12 protein-coding genes and 3 rRNA genes are annotated in these 18,909 nt (G+C 59.1%); 12 read left to right on the plus strand and 3 right to left on the minus strand.

The window, feature by feature from the left end; translation table 11 throughout:
* Window positions 1–350 precede the first annotated feature (350 nt).
* The 12 genes from VSX42_RS00005 (at window position 351) to VSX42_RS00060 (ending at window position 15,169) form a co-directional block, all read left to right on the plus strand.
* Window positions 351–1,881 (plus strand): 16S ribosomal RNA (locus VSX42_RS00005).
* 376 nt (window positions 1,882–2,257) lie between these two features.
* Window positions 2,258–5,349, plus strand: a 23S ribosomal RNA gene (locus tag VSX42_RS00010).
* A gap of 111 nt (window positions 5,350–5,460) precedes the next feature.
* Window positions 5,461–5,577, plus strand: a 5S ribosomal RNA gene (gene rrf / locus VSX42_RS00015).
* Together the 16S, 23S and 5S rRNA genes form the textbook arrangement of a ribosomal RNA operon.
* A 251-nt stretch (window positions 5,578–5,828) precedes the next feature.
* Complete coding sequence (locus VSX42_RS00020; protein ID WP_326502397.1) at window positions 5,829–7,025, plus strand: hypothetical protein; 1,197 nt, start codon at window positions 5,829–5,831, stop codon at window positions 7,023–7,025.
* Window positions 7,025–8,014: an HAD-IIA family hydrolase gene (locus VSX42_RS00025; protein ID WP_326502398.1), complete on the plus strand. Its 990-nt coding sequence runs from the start codon at window positions 7,025–7,027 to the stop codon at window positions 8,012–8,014. Before VSX42_RS00020 ends, VSX42_RS00025 begins: the two co-directional genes overlap by 1 nt.
* Window positions 8,007–8,207, plus strand: a complete 201-nt coding sequence (locus tag VSX42_RS00030; protein WP_326502399.1) for a hypothetical protein — start codon at window positions 8,007–8,009, stop codon at window positions 8,205–8,207. Before VSX42_RS00025 ends, VSX42_RS00030 begins: the two co-directional genes overlap by 8 nt.
* A 28-nt stretch (window positions 8,208–8,235) precedes the next feature.
* Entirely contained in the window at window positions 8,236–9,000 is a 765-nt protein-coding gene (locus VSX42_RS00035; protein ID WP_326502400.1) for a TlyA family RNA methyltransferase, read from the plus strand.
* A gap of 81 nt (window positions 9,001–9,081) precedes the next feature.
* A complete protein-coding gene (locus VSX42_RS00040; protein WP_326502401.1) occupies window positions 9,082–10,077 on the plus strand; it encodes an NAD kinase in 996 nt (331 codons plus the stop codon).
* 23 nt (window positions 10,078–10,100) lie between these two features.
* Window positions 10,101–11,807, plus strand: coding sequence for a DNA repair protein RecN (gene recN / locus VSX42_RS00045; RefSeq protein ID WP_326502402.1), 1,707 nt, complete (start codon window positions 10,101–10,103; stop codon window positions 11,805–11,807).
* 212 nt (window positions 11,808–12,019) lie between these two features.
* Window positions 12,020–13,327: a DUF3500 domain-containing protein gene (locus tag VSX42_RS00050; RefSeq protein WP_326502403.1), complete on the plus strand. Its 1,308-nt coding sequence runs from the start codon at window positions 12,020–12,022 to the stop codon at window positions 13,325–13,327.
* 142 nt (window positions 13,328–13,469) lie between these two features.
* Window positions 13,470–14,210, plus strand: coding sequence for an NUDIX hydrolase (locus tag VSX42_RS00055; RefSeq protein WP_326502404.1), 741 nt, complete (start codon window positions 13,470–13,472; stop codon window positions 14,208–14,210).
* Window positions 14,207–15,169, plus strand: a complete 963-nt coding sequence (locus VSX42_RS00060; RefSeq protein WP_326502405.1) for a site-specific tyrosine recombinase XerD — start codon at window positions 14,207–14,209, stop codon at window positions 15,167–15,169. The genes VSX42_RS00055 and VSX42_RS00060 overlap by 4 nt, the downstream gene beginning before the upstream one ends.
* 105 nt (window positions 15,170–15,274) lie before the next feature.
* Here the strand turns inward: VSX42_RS00060 and VSX42_RS00065 are convergent, their stop codons facing one another.
* From VSX42_RS00065 to VSX42_RS00075, 3 genes are read right to left on the minus strand one after another with little or no spacing between them, the layout of a single operon-like run.
* Complete coding sequence (locus tag VSX42_RS00065; protein WP_326502406.1) at window positions 15,275–16,411, minus strand: bifunctional 2-methylcitrate synthase/citrate synthase; 1,137 nt, start codon at window positions 16,409–16,411, stop codon at window positions 15,275–15,277.
* A 20-nt stretch (window positions 16,412–16,431) separates the two neighbouring features.
* Window positions 16,432–17,343 (minus strand): methylisocitrate lyase, encoded by a 912-nt coding sequence (prpB, locus tag VSX42_RS00070; RefSeq protein WP_326502407.1) that lies wholly within the window; start codon window positions 17,341–17,343, stop codon window positions 16,432–16,434.
* Window positions 17,343–18,860, minus strand: a complete 1,518-nt coding sequence (locus tag VSX42_RS00075) for an MmgE/PrpD family protein (protein WP_326502408.1) — start codon at window positions 18,858–18,860, stop codon at window positions 17,343–17,345. The genes prpB and VSX42_RS00075 overlap by 1 nt, the downstream gene beginning before the upstream one ends.
* Window positions 18,861–18,909: the final 49 nt, after the last annotated feature.

Here is an 18,909-nt window from a genome sequence, read left to right on the forward strand (position 1 = left end):
GAGTTGCCCAAACGGGTGACACAAAAACTTGAGAATGACCGATACGAAACACCGGCCAGTTCCACTGGCTAGGGTTGAGAATGCGGTTTGTTGCTTGAAAACTCAATAGCGTACCAATGTTATACATAACATTCTTATCGTCCACACTACACACTAGTGTTCACCATGAACACCAGGTAGTGCGGAAGTTGAACTGATACCAAATATTTATACAAGACGTGAGAAACCCCTTGGTTTCTCACTGAATTTGATAATCACATGGTTTCAGATTCGTCAGCTCGAACCACACCACCCCGTGGTGAATGGTTCGCTAACAATCAGAGACCAGGATCATCAACTACTTCATTTTTCTAACGGAGAGTTTGATTCTGGCTCAGGACGAACGCTGGCGGCGTGCTTAACACATGCAAGTCGAACGATGAAGGCCCTGCTTGCAGGGTTGGATTAGTGGCGAACGGGTGAGTAATACGTGAGTAACCTGCCTTTAACTCTGGGATAAGCCTTGGAAACGAGGTCTAATACCGGATACGACCAGTTCCCGCATGGGATGCTGGTGGAAAGGGATATGTACTGGTTTTAGATGGGCTCACGGCCTATCAGCTTGTTGGTGAGGTAACGGCTCACCAAGGCGACGACGGGTAGCCGGCCTGAGAGGGTGACCGGCCACACTGGGACTGAGACACGGCCCAGACTCCTACGGGAGGCAGCAGTGGGGAATATTGCACAATGGGCGCAAGCCTGATGCAGCGACGCCGCGTGAGGGATGACGGCCTTCGGGTTGTAAACCTCTTTCAGCAGGGAAGAAGCGAAAGTGACGGTACCTGCAGAAGAAGCGCCGGCTAACTACGTGCCAGCAGCCGCGGTAATACGTAGGGCGCGAGCGTTGTCCGGAATTATTGGGCGTAAAGAGCTTGTAGGCGGTTTGTCGCGTCTGCTGTGAAAGCCCGGGGCTTAACCCCGGGTTTGCAGTGGGTACGGGCTAACTAGAGTGCAGTAGGGGAGACTGGAATTCCTGGTGTAGCGGTGAAATGCGCAGATATCAGGAGGAACACCAATGGCGAAGGCAGGTCTCTGGGCTGTAACTGACGCTGAGAAGCGAAAGCATGGGGAGCAAACAGGATTAGATACCCTGGTAGTCCATGCCGTAAACGTTGGGCACTAGGTGTGGGGGGCATTCCACGTTTTCCGCGCCGTAGCTAACGCATTAAGTGCCCCGCCTGGGGAGTACGGCCGCAAGGCTAAAACTCAAAGAAATTGACGGGGGCCCGCACAAGCGGCGGAGCATGCGGATTAATTCGATGCAACGCGAAGAACCTTACCAAGGCTTGACATATACTGGACCGCTCTAGAGATAGAGTTTCCCTTTGGGGCTGGTATACAGGTGGTGCATGGTTGTCGTCAGCTCGTGTCGTGAGATGTTGGGTTAAGTCCCGCAACGAGCGCAACCCTCGTTCTATGTTGCCAGCACGTAATGGTGGGGACTCATAGGAGACTGCCGGGGTCAACTCGGAGGAAGGTGGGGATGACGTCAAATCATCATGCCCCTTATGTCTTGGGCTTCACGCATGCTACAATGGCCGGTACAAAGGGTTGCGATACTGTGAGGTTGAGCTAATCCCAAAAAGCCGGTCTCAGTTCGGATTGGGGTCTGCAACTCGACCCCATGAAGTCGGAGTCGCTAGTAATCGCAGATCAGCAACGCTGCGGTGAATACGTTCCCGGGCCTTGTACACACCGCCCGTCAAGTCACGAAAGTTGGTAACACCCGAAGCCGATGGCCTAACCCCTTGTGGGAGGGAGTCGTCGAAGGTGGGATTGGCGATTGGGACTAAGTCGTAACAAGGTAGCCGTACCGGAAGGTGCGGCTGGATCACCTCCTTTCTAAGGAGCTTCAACAATTTTGGTTGAGCCACGCTGGACGCGAGTGTCGTTTGGGTGGTTTGCTCATGGGTGGAATGTTGGTTCAGGTGCCCTTTGGTGGGTGCTGATAGGAATGGTGTGATGCTGGTGCGCTTTTGGGTTTTGAGGTAACAAGCCATGCGTGGTTTGTTGCTCTCAGGTTCCCGGCATGAGAGTAGTGGTCAGGTTTTTCCTGGTTGCCTTGAGTGGTATCGGGTTGTTGTTTGAGAACTGTATAGTGGACGCGAGCATCTTCGAATGTAATGAAGATTTCTCAATCTCTAGTGATTGGGTTTCTTTGATACTTTTGATTTTGTACTTAGTTAGTCAAGGTTTTATTATCTTTGATTTTATCTGTGTGTAAGTTATTAAGGGCACACGGTGGATGCCTTGGCACTAGAAGCCGATGAAGGACGTGTGAATCTGCGAAAAGCCTGGGGGAGCCGATAACAGGGCGTTGATCCCAGGATGTCCGAATGGGGAAACCCAGCAAGCCATCATGGTTTGTTACCACCAGTTGAATGTATAGGCTGGTTGGAGGGAACGGGGGGAAGTGAAACATCTCAGTACCCTCAGGAAGAGAAAATAACTAATGATTCTGTGAGTAGTGGCGAGCGAAAGCGGAAGAGACTAAACCTGTGGTGTGTGATACCGGTTGAGGGTTGCATCATGGGGGTTGTGGGAGTACGCATAACAGTTTCAACCGGCTGTTGACGTGATGTTCTAGCATGTAGGTGAACGCCTTGGGATGGGCGACCGGAGAGGGTGAGAGTCCTGTAATCGTAATGTGTTAGACCGCGTGTGTGCCACCCGAGTAGCACGGGGCTCGTGGAATCTCGTGTGAATCTGCCAGGACCACCTGGTAAGTCTAAATACTTTCTAGTGACCGATAGTGAATCAGTACCGTGAGGGAATGGTGAAAAGTACCCCGGGAGGGGAGTGAAATAGTACCTGAAACCGTGTGCTTACAAGCCGTTGGAGCCTTGTGGGGTGACAGCGTGCCTTTTGAAGAATGAGCCTGCGAGTTAGTGTTCTGTCGCGAGGTTAACCCGTGTGGGGAAGCCGTAGCGAAAGCGAGTCTGAATAGGGCGTTTGAGTGGCAGGATCTAGACCCGAAGCGGAGTGATCTATCCATGGCCAGGTTGAAGCGACGGTAAGACGTCGTGGAGGACCGAACCCACTTCAGTTGAAAATGGAGGGGATGAGCTGTGGATAGGGGTGAAAGGCCAATCAAACTCTGTGATAGCTGGTTCTCCCCGAAATGCATTTAGGTGCAGCGTTGCGTGTTTCTTGCCGGAGGTAGAGCTACTGGATGGCCGATGGGCCCCACAGGGTTACTGACGTCAGCTAAACTCCGAATGCCGGTAAGTGAGAGCGTAGCAGTGAGACAGTGGGGGATAAGCTTCATTGTCGAGAGGGAAACAGCCCAGACCATCAACTAAGGTCCCTAAGCGTGTACTAAGTGGGAAAGGATGTGGAGTTGCTTAGACAACCAGGAGGTTGGCTTAGAAGCAGCCACCCTTGAAAGAGTGCGTAATAGCTCACTGGTCAAGTGATTCTGCGCCGATAATGTAGCGGGGCTCAAGTACACCACCGAAGTTATGGCAATCAGTTTTTTGCTGGTTGGGTAGGGGAGCGTCGTGTATCCGGTGAAGCTGCGGTGTAAACCAGTGGTGGAGGGTATGCGAGTGAGAATGCAGGCATGAGTAGCGAATCACGGGTGAGAAACCCGTGCGCCGGATGATCAAGGGTTCCAGGGTCAAGCTAATCTGCCCTGGGTTAGTCGGGGCCTAAGGCGAGGCCGACAGGCGTAGTCGATGGATAACGGGTTGATATTCCCGTACCGGCGAAAAACCGCCCATACTGATATTTTGATGCTAACTGTGAGAAGCTGTTTGTAACCCTGCCGTTTGTGGTGGGGGGCTTATGGTGGACTGCAGGACCCGATTTTTGGAGGTAAACGTATTAACAGGTGTGACGCAGGAAGGTAGCCAAGCCACGCGATGGTTGTCGTGGTCTAAGCGTGTAGGGTATCCGGTTGTTAAATGCGCCGGTGTTGGCCTGAGACGTGATGGGACCCTGTTGTGGGGGATTTGGTGATCCTATGCTGCCGAGAAAAGCATCGACGTGAGGTTTTAGCCGCCCGTACCCGAAACCGACACAGGTGATCAGGTAGAGAATACTAAGGCGATCGAGAGAATCATGGTTAAGGAACTCGGCAAAATGTCCCCGTAACTTCGGGAGAAGGGGAGCCTTGAGCGTGACCGGTCCGTGCGGCCGTGAGCGTGTATGGGTCGCAGAGAATTGGGGGAAGCGACTGTTTATCAAAAACACAGGTCCGTGCGAAGTCGTAAGACGATGTATACGGACTGACTCCTGCCCGGTGCTGGAAGGTTAAGAGGATTGGTTAGCCATTTTGTGGCGAAGCTGAGAATTTAAGCCCCAGTAAACGGCGGTGGTAACTATAACCATCCTAAGGTAGCGAAATTCCTTGTCGGGTAAGTTCCGACCTGCACGAATGGAGTAACGACTTCCCTACTGTCTCAACCATGAACTCGGCGAAATTGCAGTACGAGTAAAGATGCTCGTTTCGCGCAGCAGGACGGAAAGACCCCGTGACCTTTACTATAGTTTGGTATTGGTGTTCGGTGTGGCTTGTGTAGGATAGGTGGGAGACTGTGAAGCAGGCACGCTAGTGTTTGTGGAGTCGTTGTTGAAATACCACTCTGGTCGCTCTGGATGTCTAACTTCGGCCCGTGATCCGGGTCAGGGACAGTGCCTGATGGGTAGTTTAACTGGGGCGGTTGCCTCCCAAAGAGTAACGGAGGCGCCCAAAGGTTCCCTCAGCCTGGTTGGCAATCAGGTGTTGAGTGTAAGTGCACAAGGGAGCTTGACTGTGAGACTGGCAGGTCGAGCAGGGACGAAAGTCGGGACTAGTGATCCGGCGGTACGTTGTGGAACGGCCGTCGCTCAACGGATAAAAGGTACCTCGGGGATAACAGGCTGATCTTGCCCAAGAGTCCATATCGACGGCATGGTTTGGCACCTCGATGTCGGCTCGTCGCATCCTGGGGCTGGAGTTGGTCCCAAGGGTTGGGCTGTTCGCCCATTAAAGCGGTACGCGAGCTGGGTTCAGAACGTCGTGAGACAGTTCGGTCCCTATCCGCTGCGCGCGTTGGAAATTTGAGAAAGGCTGTCCTTAGTACGAGAGGACCGGGACGGACGAACCTCTGGTATGTCAGTTGTACCGCCAGGTGCATGGCTGATTGGCTACGTTCGGGAGGGATAACCGCTGAAAGCATCTAAGCGGGAAGCCTGTTTCGAGATGAGATTTCCTGGCAACGTTTGTTGTGTGAGGATCCCTATAGATGATGGGGTTGATAGGCCAGGTATGGACGCGGGGAATGCCCGTGGAGTTGACTGGTACTAATAGTCCGAAGGCTTACACTTTTTGACTGAGTTTTGTTTGTTTGTGTCCACTGTATGGTTTTGAGATAACAGCCTTGTTGGGTTTGTTATTGCTGCCCCTTGCTTTGTTTGGTGGGGTGGTCATCGTTGGTTTACGGTGGTTATAGCGAGAGGGAAACACCCGGTTCCATCCCGAACCCGGAAGTTAAGGCTCTTTGCGCCGATGGTACTGCACTGGTGACGGTGTGGGAGAGTAGGTTACTGCCGGTTTTTGATTGGGATACAGGAAGAGCCTGAGCTATACAGCTCAGGCTCTTCCTGTTTATGGCTCGGAGCTATCGCTCCGAGCCCTTTTTCTTTTAAAGCGATGGGCCAGCGTGGAGCTGTGTGCCTGAAAACGCACCGGTAAGACCAGGCAGCCCCTACGCAAGGTACCACAAGCCAGCTAGACTAGAACCTAGCGAAAAAATCAGGGCAGAACAGCGCCCTAACCCCACCATAAACACCATAGAGGAGCTCACTTGGCTGAATACTCACGTAACCACTCAGATAAAAACCGCGGTGGCTACAAGAAGAACAACGACCGTAACTCCTCACGCCCCTACCGCAGCGACCGCTCCAACCGTAAAAACAACGGCAATGGTCGCGGCGAACGCTCCTTCGACCGTAAGGGCAATGGCCCCCGCAAGAACTTCGACCGCGACCAGAATAAGCGCGGCTTCCAGGGGGAGCGCAAAGACCGTAACTTTACTGCTGAGGTAAAGAACCCCAGCGGTGACTACCGTCCATCAAAGAATGCACCTGAGATCGACACCGACGTCACCGGCAAGGAACTTGAAAACTGGACCCTGCGTGCCCTGCGCCAGCTAGAAGCCCAGAACGCAGATACCGTAGCCAAGCACCTGGTCATGGTCGGCCGTTACCTCGACATTGACCCCGACTTCGCACTAGAACACGCTGTTGCTGCCTCAAAGCGCGCAGGCCGAATCGGCGTCGTCCGCGAAGTTGTCGGTATCGCAGCCTACGCTGCAGAGGACTTTGAACTGGCCCTGCGTGAGCTGCGTACTCACCGTCGTATCTCGGGCTCCAACGAGCACCTGGCACTGCTCGTAGACTGCGAGCGTGCCCTGGGGCGTATCGAAAAGGCTCTGACCCTGGCTGAAGAAGCGAAGAACGAAGAGGTACCTGCGGCCGTCCGCTCTGAGGTCGCTATCGTTGTCTCCGGTGTCTACAGCGACCAGGGCGATCTGAAGAAGGCTCTGAAGGCCCTTGAGATTCCTGAGCTGAACCCCAAGCGCGGTTTCGACTACTCACCCCGCCTCTTCAATACCTACGCTGAACTGCTGAAGCAGGACGGACGCAGCAAGGAAGCAGCCCGCTGGGCCCGCCTCGCCCTGATGACCGAAGCCGCTCTAGGCCAGGGGGACTTCGTCGAACCTGAAATCTTCGATATCTTCACTGAGCAGGACCTACTTGAACCCGAAGAGCCCTCCGTTGACCTTGAAGCTGCTGAAGCTCAGGCACCGGCTGCTGAAGCCACCGAGACTGAGGCTGCCGATGCAATAACCGCAGAAGAGTCTGAAGCAAACGAAGACGGTGCCCTTTTTGAGGTCGACGAAACCCTGACGACCACTGAAACCGTAGTGAGCGAAGACCAGGTAGAGGAAGAAGCCCTCTTCGAGCTGTCTGCTGAAGCTGCTGAGGAGGGCCGCGACTAATGCTACTGGCAGCCCACGATGCTATTCTCTCTGACCTTGACGGTGTAGTGTACGCGGGGCCCTTCGCTATTGAAGGTGCCCCGGAGGCTCTGAACAGGGCCCAGGACGCCGGGGTACCGGTAGCCTTCGTGACCAACAATGCTTCGCGCAGCGTCCAGGCCGTTGCCGATCATCTGGTGGCGCTCGGCGTCAACACCGACGCTGACCACGTGATTAGCTCAGCCCAGGCTGCGGCTGAGCTGCTGAAGGCCCAGCTCCCTGCCGGGGCTAAGGTGCTGATTACCGGGGCACAGGCTCTGGCCGATTGCGTGGCGGCTGCCGGGCTAACCCCCGTCGATAGCCAGGCTGATGAGCCGGTTGCGGTTGCTCAGGGATTCAACCCCAAGATTGTGTGGGAAGACCTCGCCGAAGCCGCCTATACCCTGGCTGATGAGAAGGTTCTATGGGTTGCTTCCAACACCGACTTTACGATCCCTAAGGAACGCGGCATCGCCCCCGGTAACGGCACCCTGGTGGGGGCTGTGGCGACGGCTACCGGGCGCACCCCGCAGGTGGCGGGTAAGCCGGAGTCGCCTATTTTCGTCACCGCCGCCCAGAAGCTGAACTCTCAGCGCCCCGTGGTGGTGGGCGACCGCCTGGATACCGATATCCAGGGCGGTAACCGGGCAGCCATGGCGACCGCCGTGGTGATGACCGGGGTAGAGACCTACCAGAGCATCCTGGCTGCGATTCCGATGGAGCGCCCCACCTACATTCTGGAAGACCTCTCGGGTTTCTTTGAGGCATACCCCCAGATTCAGGTGCAGACAACAGCAACCGGTATGAGCGCTCGGGGCGCAGGCTGGTCTGCTGAGGCAACCGACACCGAACTCACCATCACAGGTGAGGGCAGCGAGATTGATAGCTGGCGTGTGGCCTGCGCAGCCTGGTGGGCTGCCCACCCCGATGCGTCCGCTCCGGTCGCTCCCGCCAAGGTCCACCGTGGCTAGGGGAGCGGACGAGCGCGGGCAGGAGCCCCAGGGCCAGGCTGGGGCGGATTCCCCGGCTGAGGAAACCGAGGAGCTAGACCCCGAATTCGAGGAAGCTCTGACCGCTGCCCTGGCTCTGGACGCCACCGAACGGATAGAGAGACTGGGGCAGCTGGCGTCCGCGCTCAAAGAAGACCTAGATTCAAGCCGCTAGAGCCGAGCACGGAGCGGGAAGGAAGAGAATGCGACTGGACCAGTACATGGTGCAGGCAAAGATTGCCCGCTCCCGCACGCTGGCAGCCAAGATGGTTGAGGGCGGGCACATCAGCGTGAACGGCCGTACCGTGACGAAGCCAGCCCAAAAGCTTAAGGAGGGGGACCGCGTCCGCGTCCGCCGCAGCGAGCTGACCGAGTACGTGAGCCGCGCCGGGCACAAGCTAGCTGGCGCTCTGGACGCCTTCCCCGAGATCACCGTTGCCGGTAAATTCTGCCTGGACGCAGGCGCCTCTACCGGCGGGTTTACCGACGTGCTCTTGCGCCGGGGTGCCAGCCGCGTTGCAGCGGTCGATGTAGGGCATGACCAGCTGGTCAAGCAGATCCGGAACCACCCAGCCGTTGATGTGTATGAGGGCATGAACGTGCGGCACATGAGCCCCGATGACATCGGCGGACAGGTAGCCCTTACGGTCTCAGACCTAAGCTTTATCTCCCTCACCAAGGTCGTTGAGCCACTGGCTCGGGCAACGGCCGCAGGTGGGGATCTGCTGCTCATGGTCAAACCCCAGTTTGAGGTGGGCCCGGCCCGTATCGGCAAGGGCGGGGTGGTGACCGACCCCGAGGCGAGAGCGGACGCCTTGGCGTCCGTCCGCGCAGCAGCGCAGGACGCCGGGCTGCTCGTGCTGGGGGAGAAGGAAAGCCCCCTGCCGGGGCAGGACGGCAACGTGGAGTTTTTCCTTTGGTGCCATAAGCCCACAGAGAATGAAGCTGCCACCCCCAGCGCATCTTAAATCGAATAAATATTCGAAAAATTAAGGTGTGTTGGGCCCAGAAAAACAGCAAAACTGCTCACGGTCAGCTAGCCTAAAAGTGTGAACGAAACACCTGACACCGCTCTCATACCTCAGCAGACCAAGACGCCGGGGGAACGCAATATTCTTGTCTTCGCCCATACCGGCCGTCTTGAGGCTCGCAACGCTGCTCGTGCTACCTGCACGCAGTTGCACCGGGCTGGCCTGGTGCCCGTGATGAACCGCGCTGACCTGGAAGCCCTGACCGAAAAATGGGAGAACCCCGTGCCGGTAGCTGTGGCCCATGAGTCGGTTGCCCTCAAAGATATTGAACTGGGTGTGGTGCTGGGTGGTGACGGGTCGATTCTGCGCGCCGCTGAGATGATTCGCCACACCCAGATACCCCTCATCGGCGTCAACCTTGGCCACGTAGGGTTTCTTGCAGAGGCCGAAGAGTTCGACCTGACCGAAACCGTTGAGCGGGTGGTCTCGGGCGACTACACGGTTGAAGAGCGCATGGCAATCGACGTGAAGGTCTGGGACGGCAGCCAGAAAATTCTTGAAACCTGGGCCCTCAACGAGGCCAGCGTCGAAAAGGGCAACCGCGAAAAGATGATTGAGGTAGTCATTGAGGTCGACCGGCGCCCGCTCTCGTCCTTTGGCTGTGACGGCGTGGTGCTGGCAACCCCCACCGGATCAACTGCCTACGCATTTTCGGGCGGGGGCCCGGTTGTCTGGCCCAGTGTTGAGGCTATGCTGATGGTACCTCTCTCAGCCCACGCTCTTTTTGCCCGCCCCCTGGTCACCGCACCGACTTCGATGATGGCGGTAGAACTGATTTCCACTAACGGGGCAGAAGGTGTGCTCTGGTGCGATGGGCGCCGTACCCGCGACCTGCCTCCCGGGGCCCGCGTCGAGGTAACCCGCTCGTCTAAGCCCGTCCGCTTGGCCCGTATGCACCCGGCCCCCTTCTCAGAGCGCCTGGTCAAAAAGTTCGAGCTACCTATTGCGGGCTGGCGCGGCCCCCACACCCCCGGGCCTGCAACCAGCGCCCTGACCGTTATCCGTAACGACTAACCTCGTCAAGAAAGTTTTCCCACGTGATTGAAGAAATCCACCTGCGCGATCTGGGTGTTATTACCGATGCCCGTCTGCCCCTTGAACCCGGCTTCTCGGTGCTGACCGGTGAGACGGGTGCCGGTAAAACTATGGTCGTGACGGCTCTGGGCATGCTGCTGGGCGCTCGCTCCGATGCTTCGAGCGTGCGCAACGGCGCTAAGAACGCCCTGGCTGAAGCCGTTATCCGCCTGCCTCAGGGGCACCGGGCGCTCACCCTAGCCGAGGACGCCGGTGGTTCGGTTGAGGAGCTCGACGGTGGTTCTGCCGAGCTGCTTCTGGCCCGCACCGTCAGTGCCGCCGGTCGTTCCCGCGCCCACGTGGGCGGGGTCTCTGCCCCTATCGGTACCCTGGCAGATATCGGCCATACCCTGGTTGCGGTGCACGGCCAGTCTGACCAGCTGCGCCTCAAGGACGCCGCCGAACAGCGTCACGCTTTGGACTCCTACGCCGGGAAAAAACTTGAAAAGCTTTTGGCGGCCTACACCGTCAACTACGAACGTTATCGCCAGGCCGCCGGGGAGCTGCGCGATGTCCGCGAAAACACCCGCGCCCGCGCTCTGGAAGCCCAGACCCTGCAGGGGGCTCTGGCAGAAATCGATTCGGTGCAACCTGCCGAGGGCGAAGATGAGGCCCTGCGGGTAGAAAGCCAAAAACTGGCCAACGTTGAGTCCCTGCGTCTAGCTGCGGCGACGGCGTCCGTTGCTCTGTCTGGAACCGAATACGGGGACGCGGACGAGCCCAATGTGCTGGGGTTGCTCGATGCCGCCCGCACCGCCTTGGCAGCAGAAGCAGATGCGGACGCCGACCTGGCAGCTCTCGCGGGGCGCCTCAACGACGCCCTGATTCATGTGACCGATATTGCCGAAGAAATCTCGGCCTACACCTCGGGGCTAGATACCGAGGGGCCTGAGCGCCTGGCTGAGGTCGAGCACCGCCGGGCTCAGCTCAAGAGCCTGACCCGTAAGTACGGGGCTGATATTGCCGAGGTGCTGGCCTGGGCAGAAGAATCTCGGGCCCGTCTGGAAACCCTCTCAGACGACCCTGCCCGCCAGGAGGCCCTGGAAGCTGAGCTGCGCCAGTTGCGCGAGACTCTGGGGGAGCAGGCAGCGGAGCTCACCGACCTGCGCACCAAGGCAGCCCGCAAACTGGCTGCTTCCGTCAGCGAGGAACTCTCAGCCCTGGCCATGCCCAACGCCTCGCTGGTGGTTGAGGTGGAAGAAACCGAGAAATTTAACCGCTTTGGCAAGGACGTGGTGACCTTCATGCTAGCTCCCCACGCCCAGGCAGTGCCCCGCCCCCTGGGCAAGGGCGCCTCGGGTGGTGAGCTCTCCCGCGTCATGCTGGCCCTTGAAGTGGTGCTTTCTGAAGTAGACCCCGTGCCCACCTTCATCTTTGACGAGGTGGACTCCGGCGTCGGCGGTAAGGCAGCCATCGAAATCGGCCGCCGCCTGGCCATGCTCGCTAAGAATGTTCAGGTGCTGGTGGTCACCCACCTGCCCCAGGTTGCGGCCTTCGCTGACCAGCACATCCTGGTACGCAAAAACGATGACGGGTCCCTCTCTAGAGTGCAGGTTCTCACACCCGACGAACGCGTGGTAGAACTCGCCCGCATGCTCTCTGGCCACGACCAATCCGCTGCCGCCCAGGAACACGCCCGTGAACTGCTCGCAGACGCAGGGCAACTCTAAACAGCCGCACGTCAAGACCCCGGGAGGGGAGCCCTTCCCACAGTGTGTCGAAGAGGCCCCCAAACCCCTCAGCTGATAGCGGAGCAACACCACAGCACTCACACCTAACCTAAAACCCCATATCAGAGCTGAAAAACGTCTGCAAAAGCTCGCACAGCTAAAACACAGCAAGAACAAAACCCCACCATAGGAGCCGCCCCAATACTAGAAACATGACTAAGCAGAACATCATCACCAAAGCCTCCACCGCCTACCGCACCGCAGGCGCAGGCCTCCTCCTCACCACCCTGCTGCTCACCGGCTGCGGCGCCACCACCGGCACCGACATCTCAGCCAGCGCCACCACTAGCACCAGCACAGAAGCAACCACCGGCTCAACCGCTACCGCTTCAAGCTTAGCAAGCACCGCAACCACTACAGGCACCACCGCCGGAACCCTCACCAGCGCAGCAGATGCCGCCCAAGCCTTCATGGATCTGCTCACCGACGAACAAAAAGAAGCCCTCGTCTACGACTACAACGACTCCACCAAATCCACCTCCTGGAGCAACTTCCCCGTCACCTTCGTCGACCGCGCCGGCATCAACCTGCACGACCTCACAGATGAACAAAAAGAAGCCGCCCTCGCCGTCCTCGAAGGCGTCCTCAACGAAGAAGCCTACGAACTCGCCGTCAATATCATGAACGGCGACCAGTACCTGCTCGACTACTCCAACACCACCGAAGACTCCCTCGGTCAGTACTACATCGCCTTCTTTGGCGAACCCACCGTAGACGGCACCTGGAGCCTCCAATTCGGCGGCCACCACCTCGGCCTCAACGTAGACCTCAACGGCGAAACCCAGTCCATCACCTTCGCCCCCACCCACCTCGGCTCCCAGCCCTACAGCTACACCAACGAAAACGGCGAAACCATCACCACCATGGACGCCATCTACACCGACACCTTCGCCTTCTACAACTCCCTCACCGAAGAACAGCTTTCCACCGTCTACCAGAGCGAAAGCGTCGCCAACCTCACCTGCGCCCCCGGCGACACCTGCGACTTCTCCACCGGCACCGGCCTGGCAGGTTCCGAACTGACCGACGAGCAGAAGGAACTACTGCTCGAACTCATCAAGAACTACGCTGGCATGGCAGACGAGGAAACCTGGGAAGCCCAGAAAGCTGACATCCTGGCAACCATCGACGACACCTACATCGCCTGGTCCGGTGCCACCGAATACGACACCTCCATCGAGGGCGGTATCTACTTCCTCATCTCCGGCCCCAACGTCTACCTGGAATTCTCCGGTCAGGGCGCCTCCGCGGGCGCTGACGTAGAAGGCGACATCACCACCGGCTGGGGCCACGTCCACTCCATCTACCGCGACCCCAGCAATGACTACGGCGGCAGCGTAGAACAGAACGCAACCTCCGGCATGGGCGGCGGTGCAGGCGCACCGGCAGGGGGAGCACCTTCAGGCGAAGCCCCCAACGGCATGACTCCGCCCTCCGGTGCACCAGGCTCCAACGGCTAAACCTAGCCACCACCACAAGTAGACGACACCCGCACCCCAACAGGGGAGCGGGTGTCGCCCTGTATATTCCTGGACGGTAAGACCTTGTACTAGGCTTGGAAACACAAGACCAGAGCCAAGAACACCGCCCAGGAGAATCCGCATGAAGCAGACCGTAGACCGCAAAGACGGCACAGCACCCCGTATTGACGCCGCAGCCGAAGCCCAACACCAAACCCAGCTGGCTGACATCGTCAACCCCCGCTACCTCCAAAACCGCACCACCAAATTCCAAGGCTTCATCTGGGACGTTGTCCGCGATGACTTCTCCCTCACCCCCGACGGCCCCGCTATGGGCCGCGACTACATCACCCACCCCGGTGCCGTCGCCATCGTCGTCCTCAACGACAAAAACCAGGTACTCCTCATTAACCAATACCGCCAACCCGTCGGCATGAACCTCTGGGAAATCCCCGCCGGCATGCTCGACGTCGAAGGTGAATCCCCCCTCCTCGCCGCCCAACGTGAACTCGCCGAAGAAACCTTCCTCACCGCCACCACCTGGCACCGCCTCATGGAATACCACAACTCACCCGGCTGCTCCACCGAAGCCAACCGCGTCTACCTCGCCCGCGGAATCAGCGAACTAGACGCAGCAGACCGCCAAGAACGTGAAGGCGAAGAAGCCGAAATCGTAGCCCGCTGGTTCGACCTCGACGAAGTCGTCCAAGCAATCCTCGCCTCCCGCATCCACTCACCCAGCACCATCATGGGCGTCCTCGCCGCCCACGCCGCCTCCCTCACGGGCTTCAGCACCCTCACTGACCCTGAAGACCCCTGGCCCGCTCACCCCTACCTCCGCGACCCCAACACGCGCGGTAGCATCACCGACCCCGCCGCATGAACCCCCAACCCACCCCGCTCGAGACCGCCATCGAGGCCTACCTCAACCACCTGGCCATCGAACGAGGCCTAGCCGCTAACACCCAGGCAGCCTACCGCCGCGACCTCACCCGCTACCGCGACTACCTCGCCAGCGCCGGCGTCATCGCCCCCCGCACCATCACCAAAAAACACGTGCGCGACTTCGCCGCCCACTGCTCTGCCCCGGGCAAGGACGGGGGATCAGGCCTCGCAGCGAAATCGGTCGCCCGTATCATCAGCGGCGTACGCGGTGCCCACTCTTTCTGGTACCGCGAAGGCACCACGCCCACAGATCCTGCTGCGACCGTCCGTCCGCCCACTCCCGCTGCCCGTCTGCCCAAGGCCCTACCCCTGGCCGACATTAGCCGCCTGCTTGAAAGCCCCGACCCCGCCACCCCCGCAGGGCTGCGCGATAGGGCCCTGCTCGAATTCCTCTACTCCACGGGTGCCCGCATCAGTGAAGCTATCACCGTGGACATTGATGATCTAGTCATCGACCGAAACCCCACAGAAGAAAACCCCCAGCTGCCCGCTGTCGTGAGACTCTTCGGTAAAGGCAACAAGGAGAGAGTCGTGCCGGTTGGCTCCTACGCTGCCCGAGCCATCGAAGACTACCTAGTGCGCGGACGCCCGGCGCTCGCCTCCCGGGGCAAGGGAAACGCTGCCCTCTTTCTCAACGCGAGGGGTGGGCGTATCACCCGGCAGGGGGCCTACCTTATCCTTAAAAACCACGCTGAACGGGCGAAAATTCGGGCTGAGATTTCTCCGCATACCCTGCGCCACTCCTTCGCAACCCACCTGCTTGAGGGCGGGGCCGATATTCGCGTGGTGCAGGAACTTCTGGGGCATGCCTCAGTGACCACGACCCAGGTCTATACCAAGGTCACCGCCGATACCCTACGCGAGGTTTTTGCCGCCAGCCATCCCCGCGCCCGCTAGTTTCGCTTCGGTTAGGGGCCTTGACGGTCACAGATAAAGCCGACTGATTCAGAGACAAGAAATCTCTGAACCAGCCGGCCTTTCTCTACGCTAAGAGGATGTACCTTAGCTCAGGTGGCGCTCGTTCACACCGTTGTAGGCAGAGAGCGGGCGGATTAGTGAGTTTGCTGCGCGCTGCTCCAGGATGTGGGCGGTCCAGCCGGTGATGCGGGAAGCCACGAAGATGGGGGTGAAGGTGGGGGTATCAAAGCCCATCAGGTGGTAGGTGGGGCCAGCGGGATAATCCAGGTTAGGCTTGATTCCCTTAGCCTCATCCATTGCTTCAGCCAGCCCCTGGTAGAGACCGATGATGTCCTGACGTCCGTAGTATTCGACCATGTCGAAGAAGGACTTCTGCATGGTGGGCACACGGGAGTCACCGTTCTTATAGACCCGGTGGCCGAAGCCCATAATCTTCTTCTTTTCTGCCAAGGCGGCCTCCATCCATGCCTTTGCACGAGCCTTAGCGTCCGCCTGGGACTCACCCTCAATCACACCGATTTCATCGAAGGTGTGCTGCACTGCCTCGTTGGCACCCCCGTGCAGGGGGCCCTTGAGGGCACCGATAGCACCGGTGACGGCTGAGTGCAGGTCTGAGAGGGAGGAGGTGATGACGCGGGCGGTGAAGGTTGAGGCGTTGAAGGAGTGCTCGGCGTACATGACCATGGAGACGTTGAAGGCGGTCTTGACCTCGGGGGCCGGGACTTCGCCGAAGGCCATGTAGAGGAAGTTATCGCAGTAGTCCAGGTCTTCGCGCGGGGCGATGATGCCCTGGCCCCGGCGGCGGCGCTGGTCGTAGCAGACCACAGCCGGCATGACCGCGAACAGTTCCTTGGCCTTGAGCAGTTCGGTCTCGGGGGCGAGATCCTCGCTCTTGGGGTCGGCTGCGCCCAGGAAGGAGGTTGCTGTGCGGCAGACATCCATGGGGTGGCAGTCGGTGGGCAGGGCGTCGATGACTGCCTTGAGGGCGTCGGGCAGAGCCCGGTGGGCTCGCTCGAAAGCGGTGAACTCTGCCAGCTCTTCGTCGGTGGGCAGCTCCCCGTTCCAGAGCAGCAGGGCTACCTTTTCAAAGGGGACGGTCGCCAGTTCCTGCACCGGGTAGCCCCGGTAGAGCAGGGAGTTGGTTTCTGCGTTGACCTTTGAGATGGCGGTGTAGTCAGCAACTACACCGGCCAGACCTTTTTTGACGTCGTTGTCGCTCATGTCTGTTTCTCCTTGTGCGTTTAGGCTTCGAACTTACCGGGAACCTCGAAGTTGAAGATGCCGGTGTCGAACTGGTTGTAGGCTTCGTAGTCGACCAGGTCGTAGAGGCGTGAGCGGGTGAACATCTGGTCCACGTAGGCCTCTTGGGTACCATCGGACTCGATGGTTTCAAGGACGCGTTCCATGGCTCCCAGCGATGAGCGCAGCAGGGTGACGGGGTAGATAATCATTGAGATACCCGCTTCAGCTAGCTGTTCCTTGGTGTAGAGCTCGCTCTTGCCGAACTCGGTCATGTTGGCAAGAACCGGCACGTCCACAGCGTCGCAGACAGCCTTGAACTCATCCAGATTCTTCATGGCCTCAGGGAAAATCGCATCGGCGCCGGCATCGACCAGAGCATTGATGCGGTTGATGGTTTCCTCAAGGGATGAGGTGCCGCGCAGATCGGTGCGGGCCATAATCAGGAAGTTCTTATCCCGGCGGGCCTCAGCCGCAGCCTTGATGCGCTTGGTTGCGGTTTCAAGGTCAACCATGTTCTTGTTGTCCAGGTGGCCGCAGCGCTTGGGGTTGAACTGGTCCTCAATATGGCAACCAGCCAGCCCGTACTCCTCGAACTCCTGGATGGTACGGGCCACGTTCATGGGCTCACCAAAGCCGGTGTCGGCATCCACAATAGCGGGCAGATTGGTGATGCGGGCAATCTGCCCTGCGCGCTGGGCTACCTCGGAGAGGGTGGTGAGGCCGACGTCCGGAAAACCCAGCTCGTTGGCGAGCACCGCACCCGAGATGTAGATACCGTCAAAGCCTTTCTCCTCGATTAGGCGGGCTGAGATAGGGGTGTAGGTGCCGGGGAACTGGCGGATCTGGTCGCTAGCCAGCATCTCGCGCAGGTCCTTGCGCTTTTGGGCAGCGGTCTTTGAAGCGTACAGCATTAGAAGATACCCTTCTTGCCGGTTTCAAGGTCGATGGAGGCGGTGATGTTGAGGGCATCCAGCTCCCCTGCACCCAGGTTGGCCAGGTTCTCGGCTGCCTCGATGAAGCGGTCCTGCTCTTCTTCAGAGACCTTGCCTTCGGCCAGCTTGCGGAACTTGCCGATGTAGTCTTCGCGAGCGAAAGGACGGGCGCCGAGGGGGTGGGCGTCAGCTACCGCGATTTCTTCGCTGAAGGTCTCGCCGTTAGCCAGCTTGATTTCAACGCGGCCACCGAAGGCCTTTTCTGCGGGGTCGTTGGAGTGGTAGCGGCGGGTCCACTCGGCGTCCTCGGCGGTGGTGACCTTGTGCCAGAGGGCTACGGTGTCTTCGCGCTGGGCACGCTCGGGAGCGTAGGAGCCGACGTGATCCCACTCGCCGTCCTGCAGCATAACGGTGAAGATGTAGGGGATGGAGTGGTCCAGGGTCTCTCGGGTGGCGGTGGGGTCGTATTTCTGGGGGTCGTTGGCGCCAGAGCCGATGACGTAGTGGGTGTGGTGGGAGGTGTGCAGAACAATCGACTCGATGTTCTCGGGGTTGGCGAACTCGGGGTGCTCGCGGTTCAGTTTGCGAGCCAGGTCGATCCATGCCTGGGCCTGGTACTCAGCGGAGTGCTCCTTGGTGTAGGTGTCGAGGATGGCTCGCTTAGGTTCGCCGGGCTCGGGCAGGGGTACCTCGTAGTGGGCGTCGGGGCCGTCCAGCATCCAGGCGATGACGCCGTCCTCACCCTCGTAGATCGGCACAGGGGAGGTCTGGCCGCGCATAGCGCGGTCAACCGCTTCAACTGCCATCTTGCCTGCAAAGGCGGGGGCGTGGGCCTTCCAGGTGGAGATTTCACCCTTGCGGGACTGGCGGGTTGCGGTGGTGGTGTGCAGGCCCTGACCGATGGCCTGGAAGATGGTTTCGGTGCCCAGGCCCAGCAGGGTGCCGATGCCAGCGGAGGCGGACGGGCCGATGTGGGCGACGTGGTCAATCTTGTGCTTGTGCAGGCAGATGGCCTTGACCAGGTCGACCTGGACCTCGTAGCCGGTAGCGATACCGCGAATCAGGTCGCGGCCGGTGGAGCCCACGTGCTGGGCTACTGCCAGAATTGGGGGAATGTTGTCGCCGGGGTGGGAGTATTCGGCGGCCAGGAAGGTGTCGTGGTAGTCGAGTTCTCGCACTGCCACGCCGTTGGCCCAGGCTGCCCATTCGGGGGAGACCTTGGTGCTGGTGGGGACGCCGAAGATGGCTGCGCCCTTGCCGTTGGGGGAGTGGGCGTGGGTAAGGGCCTGGTCGCGGGCGGAGATGATGGGGCCGCGGTTGAGGGAAGCGATAGCGACGGAGGCGTTGTCGATGATGCGGTTGATGACCATCTCTTCGACCTCGGGGAGCACCTCAACGGGGTCGGTGGCTACCTGGGCGAGCTTGTAGGCGAGCTGGTCTTCGCGGGGCAGGTTTTCTTCGGACTTATAAACTCGAACGGAGTGTAGCTTGGTCACTGATGTTTCCTTTCACGTTGTTCCTACCGGCAGCAGCGCCGGTGAGGGT

This window comes from Rothia nasimurium (assembly GCF_035916755.1).
Lineage (GTDB): Bacteria > Actinomycetota > Actinomycetes > Actinomycetales > Micrococcaceae > Rothia.

Coding starts and splice junctions, on each gene's coding strand:
- VSX42_RS00035 (WP_326502400.1), top strand. CDS start 8,236: ATGCGACTGGACCAGTACATGGTGCAGGCAAAGATTGCCCGCTCCCGC.
- prpB (WP_326502407.1), bottom strand. CDS start 17,343: ATGCTGTACGCTTCAAAGACCGCTGCCCAAAAGCGCAAGGACCTGCGC.
- VSX42_RS00060 (WP_326502405.1), top strand. CDS start 14,207: ATGAACCCCCAACCCACCCCGCTCGAGACCGCCATCGAGGCCTACCTC.
- VSX42_RS00025 (WP_326502398.1), top strand. CDS start 7,025: ATGCTACTGGCAGCCCACGATGCTATTCTCTCTGACCTTGACGGTGTA.
- VSX42_RS00050 (WP_326502403.1), top strand. CDS start 12,020: ATGACTAAGCAGAACATCATCACCAAAGCCTCCACCGCCTACCGCACC.
- VSX42_RS00055 (WP_326502404.1), top strand. CDS start 13,470: ATGAAGCAGACCGTAGACCGCAAAGACGGCACAGCACCCCGTATTGAC.
- VSX42_RS00065 (WP_326502406.1), bottom strand. CDS start 16,411: ATGAGCGACAACGACGTCAAAAAAGGTCTGGCCGGTGTAGTTGCTGAC.